Genomic DNA, 15,445 nt, shown 5'->3' with positions numbered 1-15,445 from the left:
GATCCACACGCCCGGCTCCATCTCGTTGAAGCAGCCAAGCTGACGCTTGAATTCGTCGATCAGCCAGGACGCGGCCGGCTTGGGGCTGCGGTCGGCGCGATGCATGGCATAGAGCGGCGAGCGCACCTCGCGATACGGCTCCAGATCGAGCTCCACCAGCCTGCCGCTGGCGAGGTCGTCGGCGATCAGCCAGCGCGGCAGCCCGCCCCAGCCGAGACCTTCGCGCATCAGGGCATGCTTGGTGCGCACATCCGTCAACCGCCAGGTCCGATAGGCAAACACGCCATAGTCGCGCCCACTCGTCCGCTCCGACTGGTCGGAGACGACGAGCTGGATGTGCTCGCGCAGGTTCTCGACAGCAACCGGCTTCGGCAGTTTGGCCAAGGGGTGGTCCGGCGCCGCCGCCGGCACCATCGAGGTGAAGCCGATGCGCAGCAGAGTGACGTCGGCGTCGCCTATCAGCCCGCCGAAGCCGAGATCCGACTGGCCGTTGACGACCTGGTCGACGATCAGGCCGAGCGAGCCGATGTAAAGCCGCAGCATGACCGCCGGGAACTGCGCCTCGAAGGCCTTCAGCACCCGCACCAGCGCCGGCGAAGGCAGCGCCACGTCGACCGATATTGCCACCTCCGCTTCCAGTCCTTGCCGATAGCCGTCGGCGCGCGAACGGATACGCTGCAGCACGCCGATCATGCGCCGCGCGTCCTCCAGCATCGCCCTGCCGACATCGGTCAGCTGCGGCTCGCGCACGCCTACGCGCTCGAACAGCTTCAGGCCAAGCTGCGCTTCGAGATTGGCGATGCCGTAGCTCACCACCGACTGCGCCCGGTTGAGCTTGCGCCCCGCTGCCGAGAAGCTGCCGGTATCGGCCACCGCCACCAGGATTTGGAGCTGATCCAATGTCGGGTTCGGCTGCATGCCCGTATCATCTATTTTATTGATGGATTGTACACATATTATACCAGTTATCCTGATGGAGCGGCAATCCCATATTGGCGTGGAAAGTTTCACTCCAACCCCAAGGGGACACCGCCATGTCTATTCTTCTCGTTACCTCCAGCCCGCGCGGCGCCGCTTCGCACTCGACCCGTGTGGCCACCGATCTTGCCCGGAAGCTCGTCGCCGCCGATCCGTCGAACACGCTGGTCGTGCGCGATCTCGTCGCCAACCCGCTGCCGCATATCGACCCTGATTACGCCACCGGCATCTACACGCCGGCCGAAGCCCGCACGCCGCGCCAGGCCGAGGTGGTCGGCGTTTCAGACGCCGTGCTCGACGAGCTTTTCGCCGCCGACACCGTGATCCTCGCCACCGGCTTCATCAACTTCAACATCTCCTCGACGTTGAAGTCCTGGGTCGACCACGTCGCCCGCTCGGGCAAGACCTTTGCTTACGGCGAGAACGGTCCGAAGGGCCTCGTCAGCGGCAAGAGGGTCTATATCGTGCTCGCTTCCGGCGGCATCTATTCGGAGGGGGCCGCGGTGCATATGGACCATGCGGTTCCCTATCTGCGCAGCGTGCTCGGCTTCCTCGGCATGACCGATGTCGAAGTCATCCGCGTCGAGGGTGTCGGCATGGGTGCCGATGCGGTCGCCGCCGCGCTCGCCAAGGCCACCGCCAAGGTCGACGCGATCGCTGCCGCCACGGCTGGCCAGGTTGCCATCGCAGCCTGATTGCCGTTGGCAGGAATGAAAGAGGCAGGCGCCCGCCAGCGCCTGCCTCTTTTTGCATTCGCTTTGGAGGGGCCGCCTTACAGCGGCGGCAGCACCACGGCCGGGTGACGGTCCTCGCGCAGGATCAGCCCAAGACTGTAATCCAGCGCCAGCTTCATGGCGCCAAGCGCGGTGCCGACATCTTCCAGCGTGCTGACCGCAATCGGCGTCGGCCAGGCGAGTTCACCGGCCACCCGCTCGACCTCGGCCGTCATCAGCGTGTTGCGCCCAACGCCGCCGCCAAGCACGATCAGGCCCGGATCGAGCAGGCCGATGCAGCCGGCCGCGAGCCTGCCGATATCGGCGGCATGCCGCGAGACCGCCTCGGTAGCCGGGCGCGACCCTGCCAGCGCCAGCGCGAACAACTCCTTGGCTGAATTTGGCGGCTCGCCTTCTTCCGTTGGCCAGGCCTGCCGGCTGCGCTCGACAAGCGCCCGCGAGCCGAGATAGTGCTCCAGTCCCTCGCGACAAGGCACTTCGCTGGCCGACCAAGGAAAAGGCATGCGGCCGACTTCGCCGGCTGCGCCCCCGGCGCCGCGATAAAGCCGGCCTTCATTGATCAGACCCAAGCCGACACGGACGCCGACCTGCAGGAAAGCAAAGGTCTCGTGGCCCTGCGCGGCGCCGAAATGCATTTCGCCGATCGCCGCGCAGTTGACGTTGTTCTCTAGGACGATCGGCACATCGATCTTGCGGCGAAGCGTGTGAAGCACCGCGTCCGGACTGTTGCCTTGGCCATTGCCAAGGCGACTGTGCGAGACGATGCGCGGTACCGCCACCGCGATGCTGCGCAGGATCCGGAAGGTCTTGCCGACCTTCGCCGCGACCGATCTGGCTACCGCAAGAATGACCGCACCGATCCCGTCAGTGGTCGCCCCGTCCGGAATGATCTCTTCCACCGTCGCTAGGGGCTGGGCATCCATCGAGTAAGCAACCGCGCGCACCTGCGCGGCGCCGACGTCGATGCCGATCACATAGCCGGCGCCGGGGCCGATGCCATAGATGGTGGCGGTCCGCCCGATGGCGCCGCGTTCCGTCCCGCGCGACGCGACGAGTCCCAGCGCGCTGAGCTCGGAAACCGCAGCCGACATGGTCGGCTTGGACAGTTCCAGCATCGAGCCGAGCTTGGGTCGGGTCACCGGCCCCTGCGAAGCCAGCAGGCGCAATACGGCACGGGCGCTTTCCGTCAGGCTGGGGATTTCGGATGGAGTCATCTGCGACGTTGTTCCGCTTTCACCCTCTCGGCGCTCGACCGGGCGCGGCGGATCGCATATCACGAATCAACCGCGACAATTGCCATTGTGATGCGTTTCGGCGGATTGCGCGAATGCACCTACTGAGAACAAGTCTGGCAGCCGAGGGAAACTAAAGCGCTGTCGGCGACCAGGGCTTCAGCTTCGTGTCGGTCTGCCGGTAGCGGAAGGTAATGTCGGTGAGGCCGGCCGCGTCCTGCATGTCACCGACAATCATCTGCAGCCCGATGATCTCCAGGATACCGTCCGCGATCGCATTGCCCAACGCCGGAATCACGATCACGGCGAGCTTCCCCGTGGCGGCGATGTCGGCCCGTCGCGTGATCAGCACCGAGGGGCAGCCGAAGCCGGCGACGTCCTGCGCGATCTTGACCTCGCGATCCTCACCGAAGGCGATCAGGCCGGTGGCCGCGTCCTGCGATTCCATGGGGCCATGCAGATAGTTCAGCGTGTCCCAGCCGGAGGCGGGAACCCGGACCGCTTCGCGGATCAGCATCGCGGCCTCACCCGCATTGGCAAAACCGATGCCGGCGCCGACAATGTCAATGGAAGCGCGACCGGCCAGCATTCTTGCCGCTGACCCAGCGCCTTGCCAGCCATCGGCCAGCAGGCGCTCGACGGCCCGCGGCAGTTGCGCCCAGTCGAATGCTCCGCCGGCAACCTTGTCGACCAGCATGCCGAGCGCGAGCAGCGTTCCCGTATAGCCGGTTGAACTGGCGCCATTGTCGGCGCCCGAGTCCATGGCGATCACAGCACCGGTTATGCCCGCTAAGGGATTGTCGGCGCCCCGACAGATAGCAAGGCGCGGATAGGCTTTCGCCTCCAGCATCACGTCGGCGATTTCACGGCTCTGGCCGGAGGCTGACAGCGCGACAAAGGCATCGGCCGACGCATTCGTTCGGCCATAGAGCTCGGTCGGCAGGAAGGCGAAACCCCGCCGGCCGAACTGTCGCAGATAACATGCTCCGGCAAGCGCCGCCTGGTAGCTGGCGCCGATGCCGGCAAAGCCGATCGTGCCGCCGCCGAAACCCGACAAGTCCAAAGTGTTGAGCGCCCGCGCCACGGCCTGCCTGCCGACCTCCAGGCTTTCAGCCTGGCGTGACACCGCGGAGCGGTAACCGATACGCTTCATCTTCGATACTCCATCAACAGTCATTATGCGCGGCCGTGGGACTGAGCCTCGCCCGCGACAAGGCGCGCGGCCAGCGCTATCGCGCCGATTACCGGCGGCTGGCGCAGCAGGACCACGCGGGTTGCCGGCGAAACTGACGCCATGGCTTCGACGAAAGCTGTCATCAGCATCGGCTGCTCGGCAATGACACCGCCGCCGGCAACGACAAGCGAGGCATTGGCGCCGCGCTCGATCAGCAATTGGACGAGCGCGGCAAGTCCCTCCCCGCCTTCCTTGATGACACGCGAAGCTAGCGGCGAGCCGGCAGTTGCCGCATCGAAGACGGCGTTGGCGTAGCGGCCCCAAGCTGCGGCACCCCTCGTCTCGTTGAGCAATATGCCAAGCTTGGTCTGGTCGTCGGTTCCGATCTCACGCATCAGCATGGCAATCAGCGGATCGCCCTCCTGGCCACGATCAAGCGTGCGGCGGATCGCCTTGGCGGCTTCGCGCACCAGCGCCGCGGCGCTTCCCTCGTCGCCCAGGATCCAGCCCCAGCCGCCGGCGGCGAGCATCTTCCCCTCAGCCGTGCGCGCGACGGCGATCGAACCGGTTCCAGCCACTACGCCGATGCCGTCATCATAGCCGGCGGCGGGCACCATCAGTTCGGCGTCGTTGACCACCTGCACGCTCGCCTTCAGATTGGCCGACAGCAGCGCCTGGAACCGCCGGCATTCCTCGTCGGTGTCGCAGCCATGCGCGCCGACAGCCATCGCGACTGGCGCCGACCCGCCGCACAGATCCATGACGATGACCGCGAGCTTCATCGCATCGGCCTCCATTTGGCGGATGCGCCATTCGTCGGTGATGACCGCCTTGTCGAACAACACGATATCGCCCCGACGCCCCATGATGCGTGTCTTGGTGCCGCCTATGTCCACGCCCGCCAGCAGGTTCTGATCCACGAACATTCCCTTCGCCAAACGCGCCGCCAAAGCTTCGCATTGTGCCGCGAACGCGTTAGTTAGGAAACTTTACAAACTATCTTTTCAGACGGCAAGAACTATGGTTTGATTAATCCCGTCGAAGCGCATCAAGCGCGCAATGGGAGATCAGCAAGATGAGCAGGAGAAGGATCGGCCTGGCCCTCGCGTCCGCCTCTTTCGCGTGGGGATTCGCATCAAGCGTGGCGCGTGCCACCGACATCTCGTTCTGGACCTGGCGCCAGGAAGACAAGGCCGCCTACAACGAGCTCTTCGCCGACTTCACCAAGGCCAATCCGGACATCCATGTGAAGTTCGAGTCCTTCCCCGACGAGAATTACCCGACCATCGTCTCCACGGCCTTGGCCGGCGGCAAGGGCGGCGACGTCATCCACACCCACGCCTATGGCTGGCTCGAGCAGTTCGTGAAGGCCGGCTATTTCGAGCCGCTCGACATGGCGGCCGTGCCGTCGCTCGCCAACCAGCCGGCGGATGCGCTGGTGTCCGGCACCTACCGCGCCGACAAGAAAGTTTATTCGCTGCCCTTCGCCTCCCAGACGCTTGGCCTGTTCATCAACAAGGACGTCTTCGCCAACGCCGGCCTGACGCCGCCGATCACCTGGGACGAGTTCGTCACCGTCAGTAAGGCTCTGAAGGAAAAGGGCATCTATCCGCTTGCAAACGGCATGGGCACCAGCTGGTTCAACGAGATGTTCGTGGCAATCTTCACCAACCCGTTCCTCGGCCAGGACTTCGTCAGCGACCTGACCAGCGGGAAGACCACCTTCAAGGATCCGCGCTATGTCGCGGCCCTCAGCAAGCTGCTCGAACTGCGCCCCTACATGCCCGACGGCTTCGAAGGCATCGACTACGACACGGCCGGCCAGCTGTTCCTCAGCGGCAAGGCGGCGATGCTTGCCGGCGGCAGCTTCGACATTGCCACCTACCGTTCGCAGAACCCCGCCATCAACATGGACTTTGTCGCTCCGCCGATGGCGAAGCCCGGCGACACGCCGCAAGCCACGAAATTCTTCGATGGCGGCTACGCCGTCAATTCCAAGTCGGCCAACAAGGAAGCCGCGCTCAAGCTGGTCAACTGGATGGGCACCAAGGAATTCGGCGACAAGTTCTCCGCGCTGCTCGGCAACATCTCGCCGATCAAGGGCGTCGTCATCAAGGACGAGCTGCTCTCGCATGTCGCCAAGTTGAACGACACGGCCATGCCACATATCAATGTCGTCTATTTCCGCTTCGAGAAGCCGACGGGATCGGAACTGCTGCAGGGCGACATCACCAAGATGATGTCCGGATCTATCACGCCGGACCAGCTCGCCGCCGACCTCACTGACGGCCTCGCCAAATGGTACAAGCCGTTCCAGGGCAAGTGAGATGACAGACGGCTGGCGCCATGCCGGAAGACCTTTTGTGTGGCGCCGGTCGCTCTGGATTTCCGCGTTGCTGACGCCGGCCCTGGTGGTCATGGTGCTGTTCGTGCTGTGGCCGGTCCTGTCGGCCTTCCGCTTCGCCTTCTATGATTTCAATGGCTTGCGGCCTTCGGGTTTCATTGGACTTGAAAACTTCCGCCAGGTGCTGTTCGAAAAGCCGTACAGCGACTGGACCTACAACGCGCTGAAGCACAATGTCATCGCCTTCCTGGCGCTGATGCTGTTCGAGAACGGCACTGCCTTCCTGATCGCCTTCGCGCTGCTCAAGGCGCTGCCGGGACACCGCATCCATCAGGTCATCGTCTTCCTGCCGGTGGTGCTGTCGGCGGTGATCGTCGGCTTTCTGTGGAGGCTGTTCCTGCATCCGCTGTTCGGGCTGGTGAACCAGCTGCTTGGCCTGGTCGGGATCGGCGCTATTCCGTGGCTTGGCAACGAAAACACCGCTCTCGGCAGCATTCTCTTCGCCAACGTCTGGCACTGGCTGGGCTTCCCGACGCTGGTGCTGCTTGCCGGCATGCAGCGCATCAGCAAGGACGTGCTGGAAGCTGCCCGCCTCGACGGCGCCGGCGACTACGCGCTGATGACGAAGATCGTCTGGCCGTTGATTGCGCCCAGCGTCACCATCGTCACCATCCTGACCTTCATCGGCAGCTTCAACTGGTTCGAGATCCCTTACGTCATGGCTGGCCTGACCGGCTCGCCCGGCGGCTCGACCGACGTGCTTGGCCTCTATTTCTACCGAACGGCCTTCGGCAGCACGACCACCGGCATCCAGGATTTCGGCCAGGGCAGCGCGCTGGCGGTGCTGATGTTCGTCTTCGTCGCCGGCGTCACGGCCATCGCCCTGCGCTATCTGCGCCGCCGCGAAATCGAGCAATGATGAGGGATCGCGGCGAGACCTTCAGGAACGGCGCCATCCAGCTCTTGCTGGCGGTCAATGCAGTCATCATGATCTATCCGTTGTTCGTCATGGTGGCCTCGTCGTTCAAGACAAACGCCGAGATTTTTTCCTCACCGCTTTCGCTGCCGACGCATTTCTCCACCGCCAATCTTGAGAAGGTGTGGACCGAGACCAATTTCGTCCGCTATCTGGCGAACTCGGTCGGCATCACCGTCGCCTCGGTGGCGCTGATCCTGCTGTTCAGTACGCTCGCCGGCTACGCCATCGCCCGCTACCAGTTCCGGCTGAGCTCGCTGGTCCTGATGTTCTTCCTGAGCGGCATGACGGTGCCGCTGAAGCTCGCGATTATTCCCCTGTTCATCCAGCTCGACACGCTCGGCCTCGTCGACAGCTATCTCGGGCTGGTGCTGGTCTATGTGGCGATGGGCATTCCCTCGGCCGTCTTCATCATGACCGGCTTCCTGCGCACCTTGCCGCGCGAGCTGGAGGAGTCCGCCCGCATGGACGGCGCCAGCGAGCTTCGCATCATGTGGTCGATCATGCTGCCGTTGGCGCGGCCGGCGCTGGTGATCGTGGCGATCCAGAACGCGGTGCCGATCTGGAACGACTTTTTCTTTCCACTGGTGCTGATCACCTCCGACAATTTGAAGACACTGCCGCAAGGGCTGACCGTGTTCGTTGGCGAATTCACCACCGACTGGGGGGTGCTGTTCACCGGGCTGACACTGGCGGCGCTGCCGATTACGCTGCTCTACATCGTGCTGTCGAAGCAGTTCATTTCCGGCATCACGCAAGGCGCGGTCAAATAGGCGCGGTCGAAACAACGAAGAGATCGAGGATCATAAGTGGCGAACCAGAACAAGATCATCATCACCTGCGCGGTAACGGGCTCGATCCATACGCCATCGATGTCGCCGCATCTGCCGGTGACGGCGGAAGAAATCGCCACTGCCGCTATCGAGGCGGCCGAAGCGGGTGCCGCGATCGTCCATCTTCACGCCCGCAACCCGGTCGATGGGCGCCCCGATCAGTCGACCGAGGCATTCGCCCCGTTCCTGCAGGTCATCAAGCAGCGCTCCAACTGCGTGGTCAACATCACCACCGGAGGTGCGGCGACGATGAGCGTTGAGGAACGCGTCAGGCCGGCCAAGGTGTTCGCGCCGGAAGTCGCGTCGCTCAACATGGGCTCGATGAATTTCGCGCTGTTCCCGATGTTGGAGCGCTTCAAGACCTTCGAGCATGACTGGGAGCGGCCCTATCTGGAATCCTCGCGCGACCGCATCTTCCGCAACACTTTTGGCGACATCGAGCACATTTTGCGCACCTGCGCCGACAACGGCACGCGCTTCGAGATCGAATGCTACGACATCGGCCATCTCTACACGCTGGCGCATTTCGTCGAGCGCGGCCTGGTCAAGGCGCCCTTCTTCGTCCAGAGCGTGTTCGGCATTCTCGGTGGCATCGGCACGCATCCAGAGGACGTCGCGCACATGAAGCGCACGGCCGACCGCCTGTTCGGCGACGACTATCATTGGTCGGTGCTCGGCGCCGGCCGCCATCAATTGCCGATCGCCACGCAAGCGATTGCGCTGGGCGGCAATGTGCGGGTTGGCCTGGAGGACTCGCTATGGATCGGCAAGGGCAAGCTCGCCCGCTCCAGCGCCGAACAGGTGACCAAGGTCCGCCAGATCATCGAAGGCCTCGGCGCATCGATCGCCACGCCCGACGAAGCGCGGCAGATCCTGCAGCTCAAGGGCGGCGACAAGGTCGCGTTCTGAGCGGCACGGCAGAGCAAAGAGCCGCCGCGACAGCTAACCGAATATCTTCTCGCCCTGCTCGTCGACGAGCTGGATGCCCTTCTTGATCGAGATGTCGACGGCGTCGTCCAGCCCGGCGAAACGGTCGGCGCGGATGAAGCGGTGCTCCTTCATCACGCCTTCGACTTCCTTGGAGACGACGCCGCAGGTCTGGTACTGGCCGTCGGCCTTGTAGGGCGTCGCGCTGATCAGGAAGCCCTTGTGCTCGACCTGCTTGGCCGGCTGGGCGGAGCCGGTCTCCGTAGCCTCGGCACCGCCGCCGCCGAAAAGCTTTTTCAGAAAAGACATCTTTCAAAACTCCATTTCACGCGGGCGCCGGAAGCTTCACGGCGCCCCTGTTTATTCCGACTTTGTCTCAGCATGCGCGAATGCGCCGCCGTGTTCCAGCCCCTTGACGAAAACGCCGACCAGAAGCTCGATCTGATGCCAGATTTCCTCGGCCTGCCGGCTGTCCGAATTGGCCACATAGCCGCTGGTCACGATGCCATGCACGCTTGACCACAAGGTGCGGGCCGCAAGCGCGCGGCGCTTGTCGTCGAGGCCGAAGTCGCCCGCCTTGAGCACGCCGGCGACGATGTCGAAAAGCGCGTCGAGCAGCGCGTCATAGGCGTCCGGGCCGGGCCGCGTGGTGCGGCGGCGGTTGAAGGCGAGCACCGCCGGCCAGCTGCCGGGATGGGCCTCGACGAAACGCACATAGGCGGCGGCCATCGCCAGGATGCGGTGCTGGACATCGGTCACCCCTTGCCTTTCGAGATCGGCCATCGCCGCCAGGCCTGTGGCGCCCAGCCGGTCGAGCAGCCGCATGTTGACGGCGCGATGCACCTCGTCGAGATCGGCGAACAGGTTGTAGACCGATCCGACCGAAATGCCGGCTTGCTCGGCGATGGTGCGCGCTTTCAGGTTCTCGGCCCCGCCCTCGTTGAGCAGCGCCTCGGCGATAGCGAGCACCTTCTCGCTCATTTCTTCCTTGTCCAGAGCCATGCTCTTTCCTGTTCCTTTCTCCGGATCCGGTCGGCCGATCCGGACTCATTCCATTTGCCTGCATTTACCATGTCCGACGTCCCATGAACAGCGTTCAAGATACGCCTTGAACATTGTTCATTTTCTGTTATCTTGACTCCGTGAACATCGTTCACACCAACAGGGAGAAGACATGATGCTTAGCCTGATCAAAACATTGCTGGATGGCGCCAGCGCCCGGGCCGAGGACAATCTGAAGGATCGCTTTGCTATCGACCTTCTGGCGCAGCGTATCCGTGATGCGGAGGCGAGCCTCGCCGCCGCGAAGCAGACGCTCGCCTCGCTGATCGTGCGCCAGCGTGCCGAGCAGACCAGCCTCGACCAGTTCGACCGCCGCATCGCCGACCTGGAAACCCGTACGCTGAGCGCGCTCTCGGCCAACAACCAGGCGCTTGCCGAAGGCGGCGCTTCGGCGATCGCCGAACTCGAGAACGAGCGCGAGGTTCGACGCGCCACGGTCAAGAGCCTGGGCGAGAAGACCTTGCGGATGCGCCTCTCGGTCGAGCAGGCGCATCGCCGCATCGTCGGCCTCAACCAGGGTATGATCTCGGCTCAGGCGATCGATGCCGAACGCAAGGCGCAGTCGCGCCTCAACCGCTCGATCGGCCGCACCGCGAGCATCAATGAAGCGGAGGAACTGCTCGCCCGCATCAGGGAGAGCAGCGACCCTTTCGAGGAAGCCGGCATCCTCGACGAGATCGAAGGCGAATTGCGCCACGAGGCGATCCGCGAACGCCTTGCCGAAGCGGGCCACGGACCGGCCACCAAGGTGCGCGCCGAGGACGTCCTGGCGCGCCTCAAATCCCTGAACTGAACCCGCTTTCCGAAATCAGATCAAATCCGAAACAGACCAAATCCAAGGAACAATACGATGAACGGCAATCAGACCTATATCCTGTTCAACACCGTGTCGGTAGGCACCGCCTATTTCATGCTCGGCCTGTCGCTGTGGCTGGCCCCGGTCGACCTCTCGACCAAGGGCTACTGGGCCATGGGCGTCCTCCTGCTCACCGGCAGCCTGGTGAACCTGGTCAAGTACCGCACCGACGAGCGGATCGCGGCCGAGACCACCGCCAAGATCGAGAAGGCTCGCAATGAGAAACTGATCAGCGAATATGTCGGGAAGGAATAGTCCCCGCCCTTGCCGATCACCGACTGCATGCGAAAAGCCCGGATCGCTCCGGGCTTTTGGCTTTCCCTGTGAAATGGCTTAGAGCAATTCCAGGAAAAGTGTGAGCGGTTTTCCGCCCGGAATTGCGTAAAAACAAAGAGATAGGGCGTTTCGCCGTTTCCATGAAACGGTGAAACGAACTAGCGGCGCGACAGCGCCTCGATCGCCTCGGCGGCGTCTTCCAGGATGCTGATCGCCTCGGCCTGCTTGTCTTCCGGCGCGTCGGCGATGTCGCCAAGCGCAGCGCGCAGGCGGTGGCGCAGCGCGCGAAAGCGGTCGCGCGTTTCCGACCGGCCGCGGCGCCCCTCGTCCCTGTCGTCGCCCCAGCCGAACCATTCACGCGCCGCCGCCATCTTGCGGCCGAAGCGCTCGAGATGGTCGAGCACGCTGTCGATCATCTCGCGGTTCTCCTCGAGATGCGCCCTGCCGGCCTCGGTGATCGAAAACACCTTCTTGTTGCCCTCGCTGGACGACACGGCGTAGCCGGCCTCTTCCAGGAAAGTCAGCGTCGGATAGACCACGCCGGGGCTCGGGCTGTAGATGCCGCTGGTGCGCTCTTCCAGCGCCTTGATAATATCGTAGCCGTGGCGCGGCGCGTCGGCCAGAAGCGACAGCGTGATCAGCTTGAGATCGCCATCAGCCAGCATGCGCCCGGCGCGGAACATGTCGCCCGGGCCACCGCGGCCGCCGCCCCTGCCGCCATGGCCGAACGGGCCGAAGCCGCCGCCCCCCCTGCCACCAAATTTGCCGGCCATGCGCATGAACATGCGCCCGCCGAAATGATTGTGCCCGAAATGGTCGTGTTTATGCATGGATTGCTCCTTGAGCTATATCTTACGATATATCGTAAGTAAGCTAAACCTCTCGGCAGGTCAAGATATCTTACGATGTATCGCAAAACACGCAAAGGCCTTGGCATATCGCTGTCATTTGGGAGGTCGAGTTGCGGCCTACCAGCGGCCCTTGCGCCGGTTCCAGGCATAGAGAAGGTCCGCGAAACGGTCATAGCCAAAGCGCGTCAGGGGCAGCGCGATGGGTTACCGAACAGGCTCGCCAGCCACTCCTCGCCCGGCGTGAGCCGCCAGACCGCGATCGCCACGTCGGCGCCGACCAGCAGCCGGCCGTCGGCATCGGTGGCATGCAGGCGCCGGCGGATATCCTCGAGCGAAGCGCCGAAGACCGAGAGCGCCTCGGGTTCGAAATTGATGTCGCGGAATTCGATGCGGCCAGCCTTGACCGCCTCGATCAGCCGCCGCCTCTGGCGGCTGATGCCGGCGTCGCACACTGGGCAGCGGGTGTTGTACCAGACGGTCAGCAAAGGCTCGGACACAGAACGACTATCGGCGACTGGACACGACGCTGCAATGTGACGCTTCGGCTTGCGTCTCACCCGAGCGAGCTGATGATCTCGCGATAGGCGAATTCCGGGAACGCCTTCATCGTCCGTGTCTTGACGTGGCCGCCCGACGATAACATCAGCGCGAAGCGGGCGAGCACCGCATCGTCCGGGGCTTCGACGATGGCGACCATGTCGCATTCGCCCATGGTCAGATAGAATGACTTGAACGAGCCGCCCATCTCTCCCAGCAGCTTCTTGGCGGCATCGAGTCGCTTCGGCGAGTCCCGCACATTCCTGGCGCCCAGCTCGGTCCAGTTGATAAGCACGATGTAGGTTGTCATGGCACACCTCCCACCGGGAGCCACGGAGCGCGGCGCCGTTACGACCGGTGCCGGGCCGGGCATCCGGCTTGTCGCCCACAAATGCATCCGACCGTGGAATTATCGTCCTGTCAGGCAAACCCGGCAAGACGGCATGAGAGTAACCGGGAACGAAAAAGGGCGCCGAGGCGCCCTTTCGATCTTCGTATGATTGCGTTCCGCTCAGCTGTCGAGGAAGCTTCTCAGCTTGCGCGACCGGCTCGGATGCTTGAGCTTGCGCAGCGCCTTGGCTTCGATCTGGCGGATGCGTTCGCGCGTCACCGAGAACTGCTGGCCGACCTCTTCCAGCGTGTGGTCGGTGTTCATGCCAATGCCGAAACGCATTCTGAGAACGCGTTCCTCGCGCGGCGTGAGCGAAGCCAGCACGCGCGTCGTCGTCTCGCGCAGATTGGCCTGGATCGCCGCGTCGATCGGCAGGATCGCCATCTTGTCCTCGATGAAGTCGCCGAGATGCGAATCCTCCTCGTCGCCGACAGGCGTTTCGAGCGAGATCGGCTCCTTGGCGATCTTCAAGACCTTGCGCACCTTTTCCAGCGGCATGGCGAGTTTCTCGGCCAGTTCCTCCGGCGTCGGCTCACGGCCGATCTCGTGCAGCATCTGGCGCGAGGTGCGTACGATCTTGTTGATCGTCTCGATCATGTGCACCGGAATGCGGATGGTGCGCGCCTGGTCGGCGATCGAGCGGGTGATGGCCTGCCGGATCCACCAGGTCGCATAGGTCGAGAACTTGTAGCCGCGGCGGTATTCGAATTTGTCGACCGCTTTCATCAGGCCGATATTGCCTTCCTGGATGAGATCCAGGAACTGCAGGCCGCGATTGGTGTATTTCTTGGCGATGGAGATGACGAGACGCAGGTTCGCCTCGACCATCTCCTTCTTGGCGATTGCGGCCTCGCGCTCGCCCTTCTGCACCTGGTTGACGATCTTGCGGAACTCCAGGATCGAGATCGCCGTTTCGGTGGCGAGGTTCTGGATCTCGGCGCGCAGCTCCTTGATCGTGTCCTTCTCGTTCTTGGTGAATTCCTTCCAGCCGCGCGAGGTGAGATTCGCGATCGAGCGGGTCCAGTTCGGATCGAGCTCGGAGCCCTGATACTCCTTGAGGAATTCCTCGCGGCGCACGCCATAGCTTTCGGCCAGCCGCAGAAGCTTGCCCTCGTTCTGCACCAGGCGCTTGTTGATGTCGTAGAGCTGCTCGACCAGCGCCTCGATGCGCGCTGCGTTGAGCGACAGCGACTTCACCGCCTTGATCAGCTGGTCCTTCAGCTCCTTCAGGCGGCGGTCCTGGCTGGGCGAGAGCGTGCCGGCCGCGGCCAGGCGGTTCTCGACCTGCTGGTCCTGCAGCTTGCGGAGCTTCTTGTAGGTGTCAGCGATGACGTCGAGCGTCTCCATCACCTGCGGACGCAGTTCCGCTTCCATCGCGGCGAGCGACAGGCTTGCCTCGTCCTCGTCGTCTTCCTCTTCTTCCAGCCCGCGCGTGTCACCGCCGACATTGGTGATGTCGTCTTCTTCCTCGCGTGCCGCCGCGCGGCCGCGCGGCTTCTCTTCGGGCTTGGACGGCGCTTCCTCGACGCGTTCGACCACTGGCGCCTGCTTGGCCTCGGGGCCGGCATAGGTCGCCTCGAGGTCAATGATCTCGCGCAGCAGGATCTTCGATTCGTTGAGCTCGTCGCGCCAGATGATGATGGCCTGGAAGGTCAGCGGGCTTTCGCAGAGACCGGCAATCATGGTCTCGCGGCCGGCCTCGATGCGCTTGGCGATGGCGATTTCGCCCTCGCGCGACAGAAGCTCGACCGAGCCCATCTCGCGCAGATACATGCGCACCGGGTCGTCGGTGCGGTCGGTCGGCTCTTTCTTGGTGGTCGTGGCGGCGACGGCGGTGCCGGTCTGCTCGGCAAGCTCGTTGGCGTCTTCCTCGCTGTCGGTCGCCGCTTCGCCTTCGCTCTCTTCACCCTGCTCGTCGTCCTCGACGACGTTGATGCCCATGTCGTTGAGCATCGCATTGATGTCTTCGATGCGGTCCGGATCGGTCTCTTCCGAGGGCAGCACCGCATTGAGTTCGTCGAGCGTGACATAGCCGCGTTTCTTCGCGGCCTTGATCATCTTCTTGACAGCATCGTCGGAAAGGTCGAGCAGAGGGCCATCGGTGGCGCCTTCACGTTCGGTCTCGACCTCTTCCTTTTCCTTTGTCGCCATTCTTTGTCGTCTCCAAGCGGCCGTATATTGAAGCCGCGTAAACTGCCGGACCGGTCATGCCGGACGCGCTCGCACCAGAACGCTTCTTACCGGCCCACCAACCGCATCATCTTTTTTTGGTGC

16 protein-coding genes and 1 pseudogene are annotated in these 15,445 nt (G+C 63.5%); 7 read left to right on the top strand and 10 right to left on the bottom strand.

All coding sequences use genetic code 11. From position 1 onward, the window contains the following. Nucleotides 1–918 (bottom strand): LysR family transcriptional regulator (locus FJW06_RS28390; RefSeq protein WP_140756773.1); only part of this gene is annotated, 918 nt, incomplete at its 3' end. Between the two features lie 116 nt (nt 919–1,034). Here FJW06_RS28390 and FJW06_RS28385 point away from each other — a divergent pair. Next, nucleotides 1,035–1,673, top strand: coding sequence for an FMN-dependent NADH-azoreductase (locus FJW06_RS28385; protein WP_140756771.1), 639 nt, complete (start codon nt 1,035–1,037; stop codon nt 1,671–1,673). A 77-nt stretch (nt 1,674–1,750) separates the two neighbouring features. Here FJW06_RS28385 and FJW06_RS28380 read toward each other — a convergent pair whose 3' ends face one another. The 3 genes from FJW06_RS28380 to FJW06_RS28370 form a co-directional block, all read right to left on the bottom strand. After that, on the bottom strand, nt 1,751–2,926 hold the full coding sequence (locus FJW06_RS28380) for an ROK family transcriptional regulator (RefSeq protein ID WP_140756770.1): 1,176 nt from the start codon (nt 2,924–2,926) through the stop codon (nt 1,751–1,753). Between the two features lie 151 nt (nt 2,927–3,077). After that, on the bottom strand, nt 3,078–4,097 hold the full coding sequence (locus FJW06_RS28375; protein WP_140756768.1) for a sugar isomerase: 1,020 nt from the start codon (nt 4,095–4,097) through the stop codon (nt 3,078–3,080). A gap of 23 nt (nt 4,098–4,120) precedes the next feature. Next, entirely contained in the window at nt 4,121–5,044 is a 924-nt protein-coding gene (locus tag FJW06_RS28370; protein WP_140756766.1) for a BadF/BadG/BcrA/BcrD ATPase family protein, read from the bottom strand. 149 nt (nt 5,045–5,193) lie between these two features. Between FJW06_RS28370 and FJW06_RS28365 the strand changes: the two genes are divergently transcribed. From FJW06_RS28365 to FJW06_RS28350, 4 genes are read left to right on the top strand one after another with little or no spacing between them, the layout of a single operon-like run. Then, entirely contained in the window at nt 5,194–6,444 is a 1,251-nt protein-coding gene (locus FJW06_RS28365; protein WP_140756764.1) for an extracellular solute-binding protein, read from the top strand. Nucleotide 6,445: 1 nt separating this feature from the next. Next, entirely contained in the window at nt 6,446–7,381 is a 936-nt protein-coding gene (locus FJW06_RS28360; protein WP_140756762.1) for a sugar ABC transporter permease, read from the top strand. Beyond that, entirely contained in the window at nt 7,378–8,211 is an 834-nt protein-coding gene (locus FJW06_RS28355; protein ID WP_140756760.1) for a carbohydrate ABC transporter permease, read from the top strand. Before FJW06_RS28360 ends, FJW06_RS28355 begins: the two co-directional genes overlap by 4 nt. A 36-nt stretch (nt 8,212–8,247) precedes the next feature. Beyond that, nucleotides 8,248–9,180 carry a 3-keto-5-aminohexanoate cleavage protein gene (locus FJW06_RS28350; protein ID WP_140756758.1) on the top strand — a complete coding sequence of 311 codons (933 nt, stop codon included), beginning with the start codon at nt 8,248–8,250 and terminating at the stop codon, nt 9,178–9,180. 33 nt (nt 9,181–9,213) lie between these two features. On the opposite strand, the gene FJW06_RS28345 is transcribed toward FJW06_RS28350, so the two are convergent. Next, nucleotides 9,214–9,507, bottom strand: a complete 294-nt coding sequence (locus tag FJW06_RS28345) for an HlyU family transcriptional regulator (protein WP_140756756.1) — start codon at nt 9,505–9,507, stop codon at nt 9,214–9,216. Nucleotides 9,508–9,558: 51 nt separating this feature from the next. Beyond that, nucleotides 9,559–10,200 carry a TetR/AcrR family transcriptional regulator gene (locus FJW06_RS28340; RefSeq protein WP_140756754.1) on the bottom strand — a complete coding sequence of 214 codons (642 nt, stop codon included), beginning with the start codon at nt 10,198–10,200 and terminating at the stop codon, nt 9,559–9,561. A 172-nt stretch (nt 10,201–10,372) separates the two neighbouring features. On the opposite strand from FJW06_RS28340, the gene FJW06_RS28335 reads away from it, so the two are divergent. Beyond that, a complete protein-coding gene (locus FJW06_RS28335) occupies nt 10,373–11,053 on the top strand; it encodes a PspA/IM30 family protein (protein WP_246674903.1) in 681 nt (226 codons plus the stop codon). A gap of 57 nt (nt 11,054–11,110) precedes the next feature. Further along, nucleotides 11,111–11,371, top strand: coding sequence for a YiaA/YiaB family inner membrane protein (locus FJW06_RS28330; protein WP_140756752.1), 261 nt, complete (start codon nt 11,111–11,113; stop codon nt 11,369–11,371). Nucleotides 11,372–11,550: 179 nt separating this feature from the next. Here FJW06_RS28330 and FJW06_RS28325 read toward each other — a convergent pair whose 3' ends face one another. The 4 genes and pseudogenes from FJW06_RS28325 to rpoD all read right to left on the bottom strand — a co-directional run bounded on the left by FJW06_RS28325 (nt 11,551) and on the right by rpoD (nt 15,322). After that, on the bottom strand, nt 11,551–12,222 hold the full coding sequence (locus FJW06_RS28325) for a PadR family transcriptional regulator (RefSeq protein ID WP_140756750.1): 672 nt from the start codon (nt 12,220–12,222) through the stop codon (nt 11,551–11,553). A gap of 138 nt (nt 12,223–12,360) precedes the next feature. Continuing rightward, nucleotides 12,361–12,728: pseudogene (locus FJW06_RS28320) on the bottom strand (DCC1-like thiol-disulfide oxidoreductase family protein). A gap of 68 nt (nt 12,729–12,796) precedes the next feature. After that, entirely contained in the window at nt 12,797–13,090 is a 294-nt protein-coding gene (locus FJW06_RS28315) for a GYD domain-containing protein (RefSeq protein ID WP_140756748.1), read from the bottom strand. A gap of 201 nt (nt 13,091–13,291) precedes the next feature. Then, complete coding sequence (gene rpoD / locus FJW06_RS28310; protein ID WP_140756746.1) at nt 13,292–15,322, bottom strand: RNA polymerase sigma factor RpoD; 2,031 nt, start codon at nt 15,320–15,322, stop codon at nt 13,292–13,294. Between the last annotated feature and the right edge of the window lie 123 nt (nt 15,323–15,445).

This window comes from Mesorhizobium sp. B4-1-3 (assembly GCF_006439355.1).
GTDB lineage: Bacteria > Pseudomonadota > Alphaproteobacteria > Rhizobiales > Rhizobiaceae > Mesorhizobium.
The sequence above is the reverse complement of the archived record's forward strand: the minus strand, read 5'-3'. Positions and strand labels throughout refer to the sequence as shown.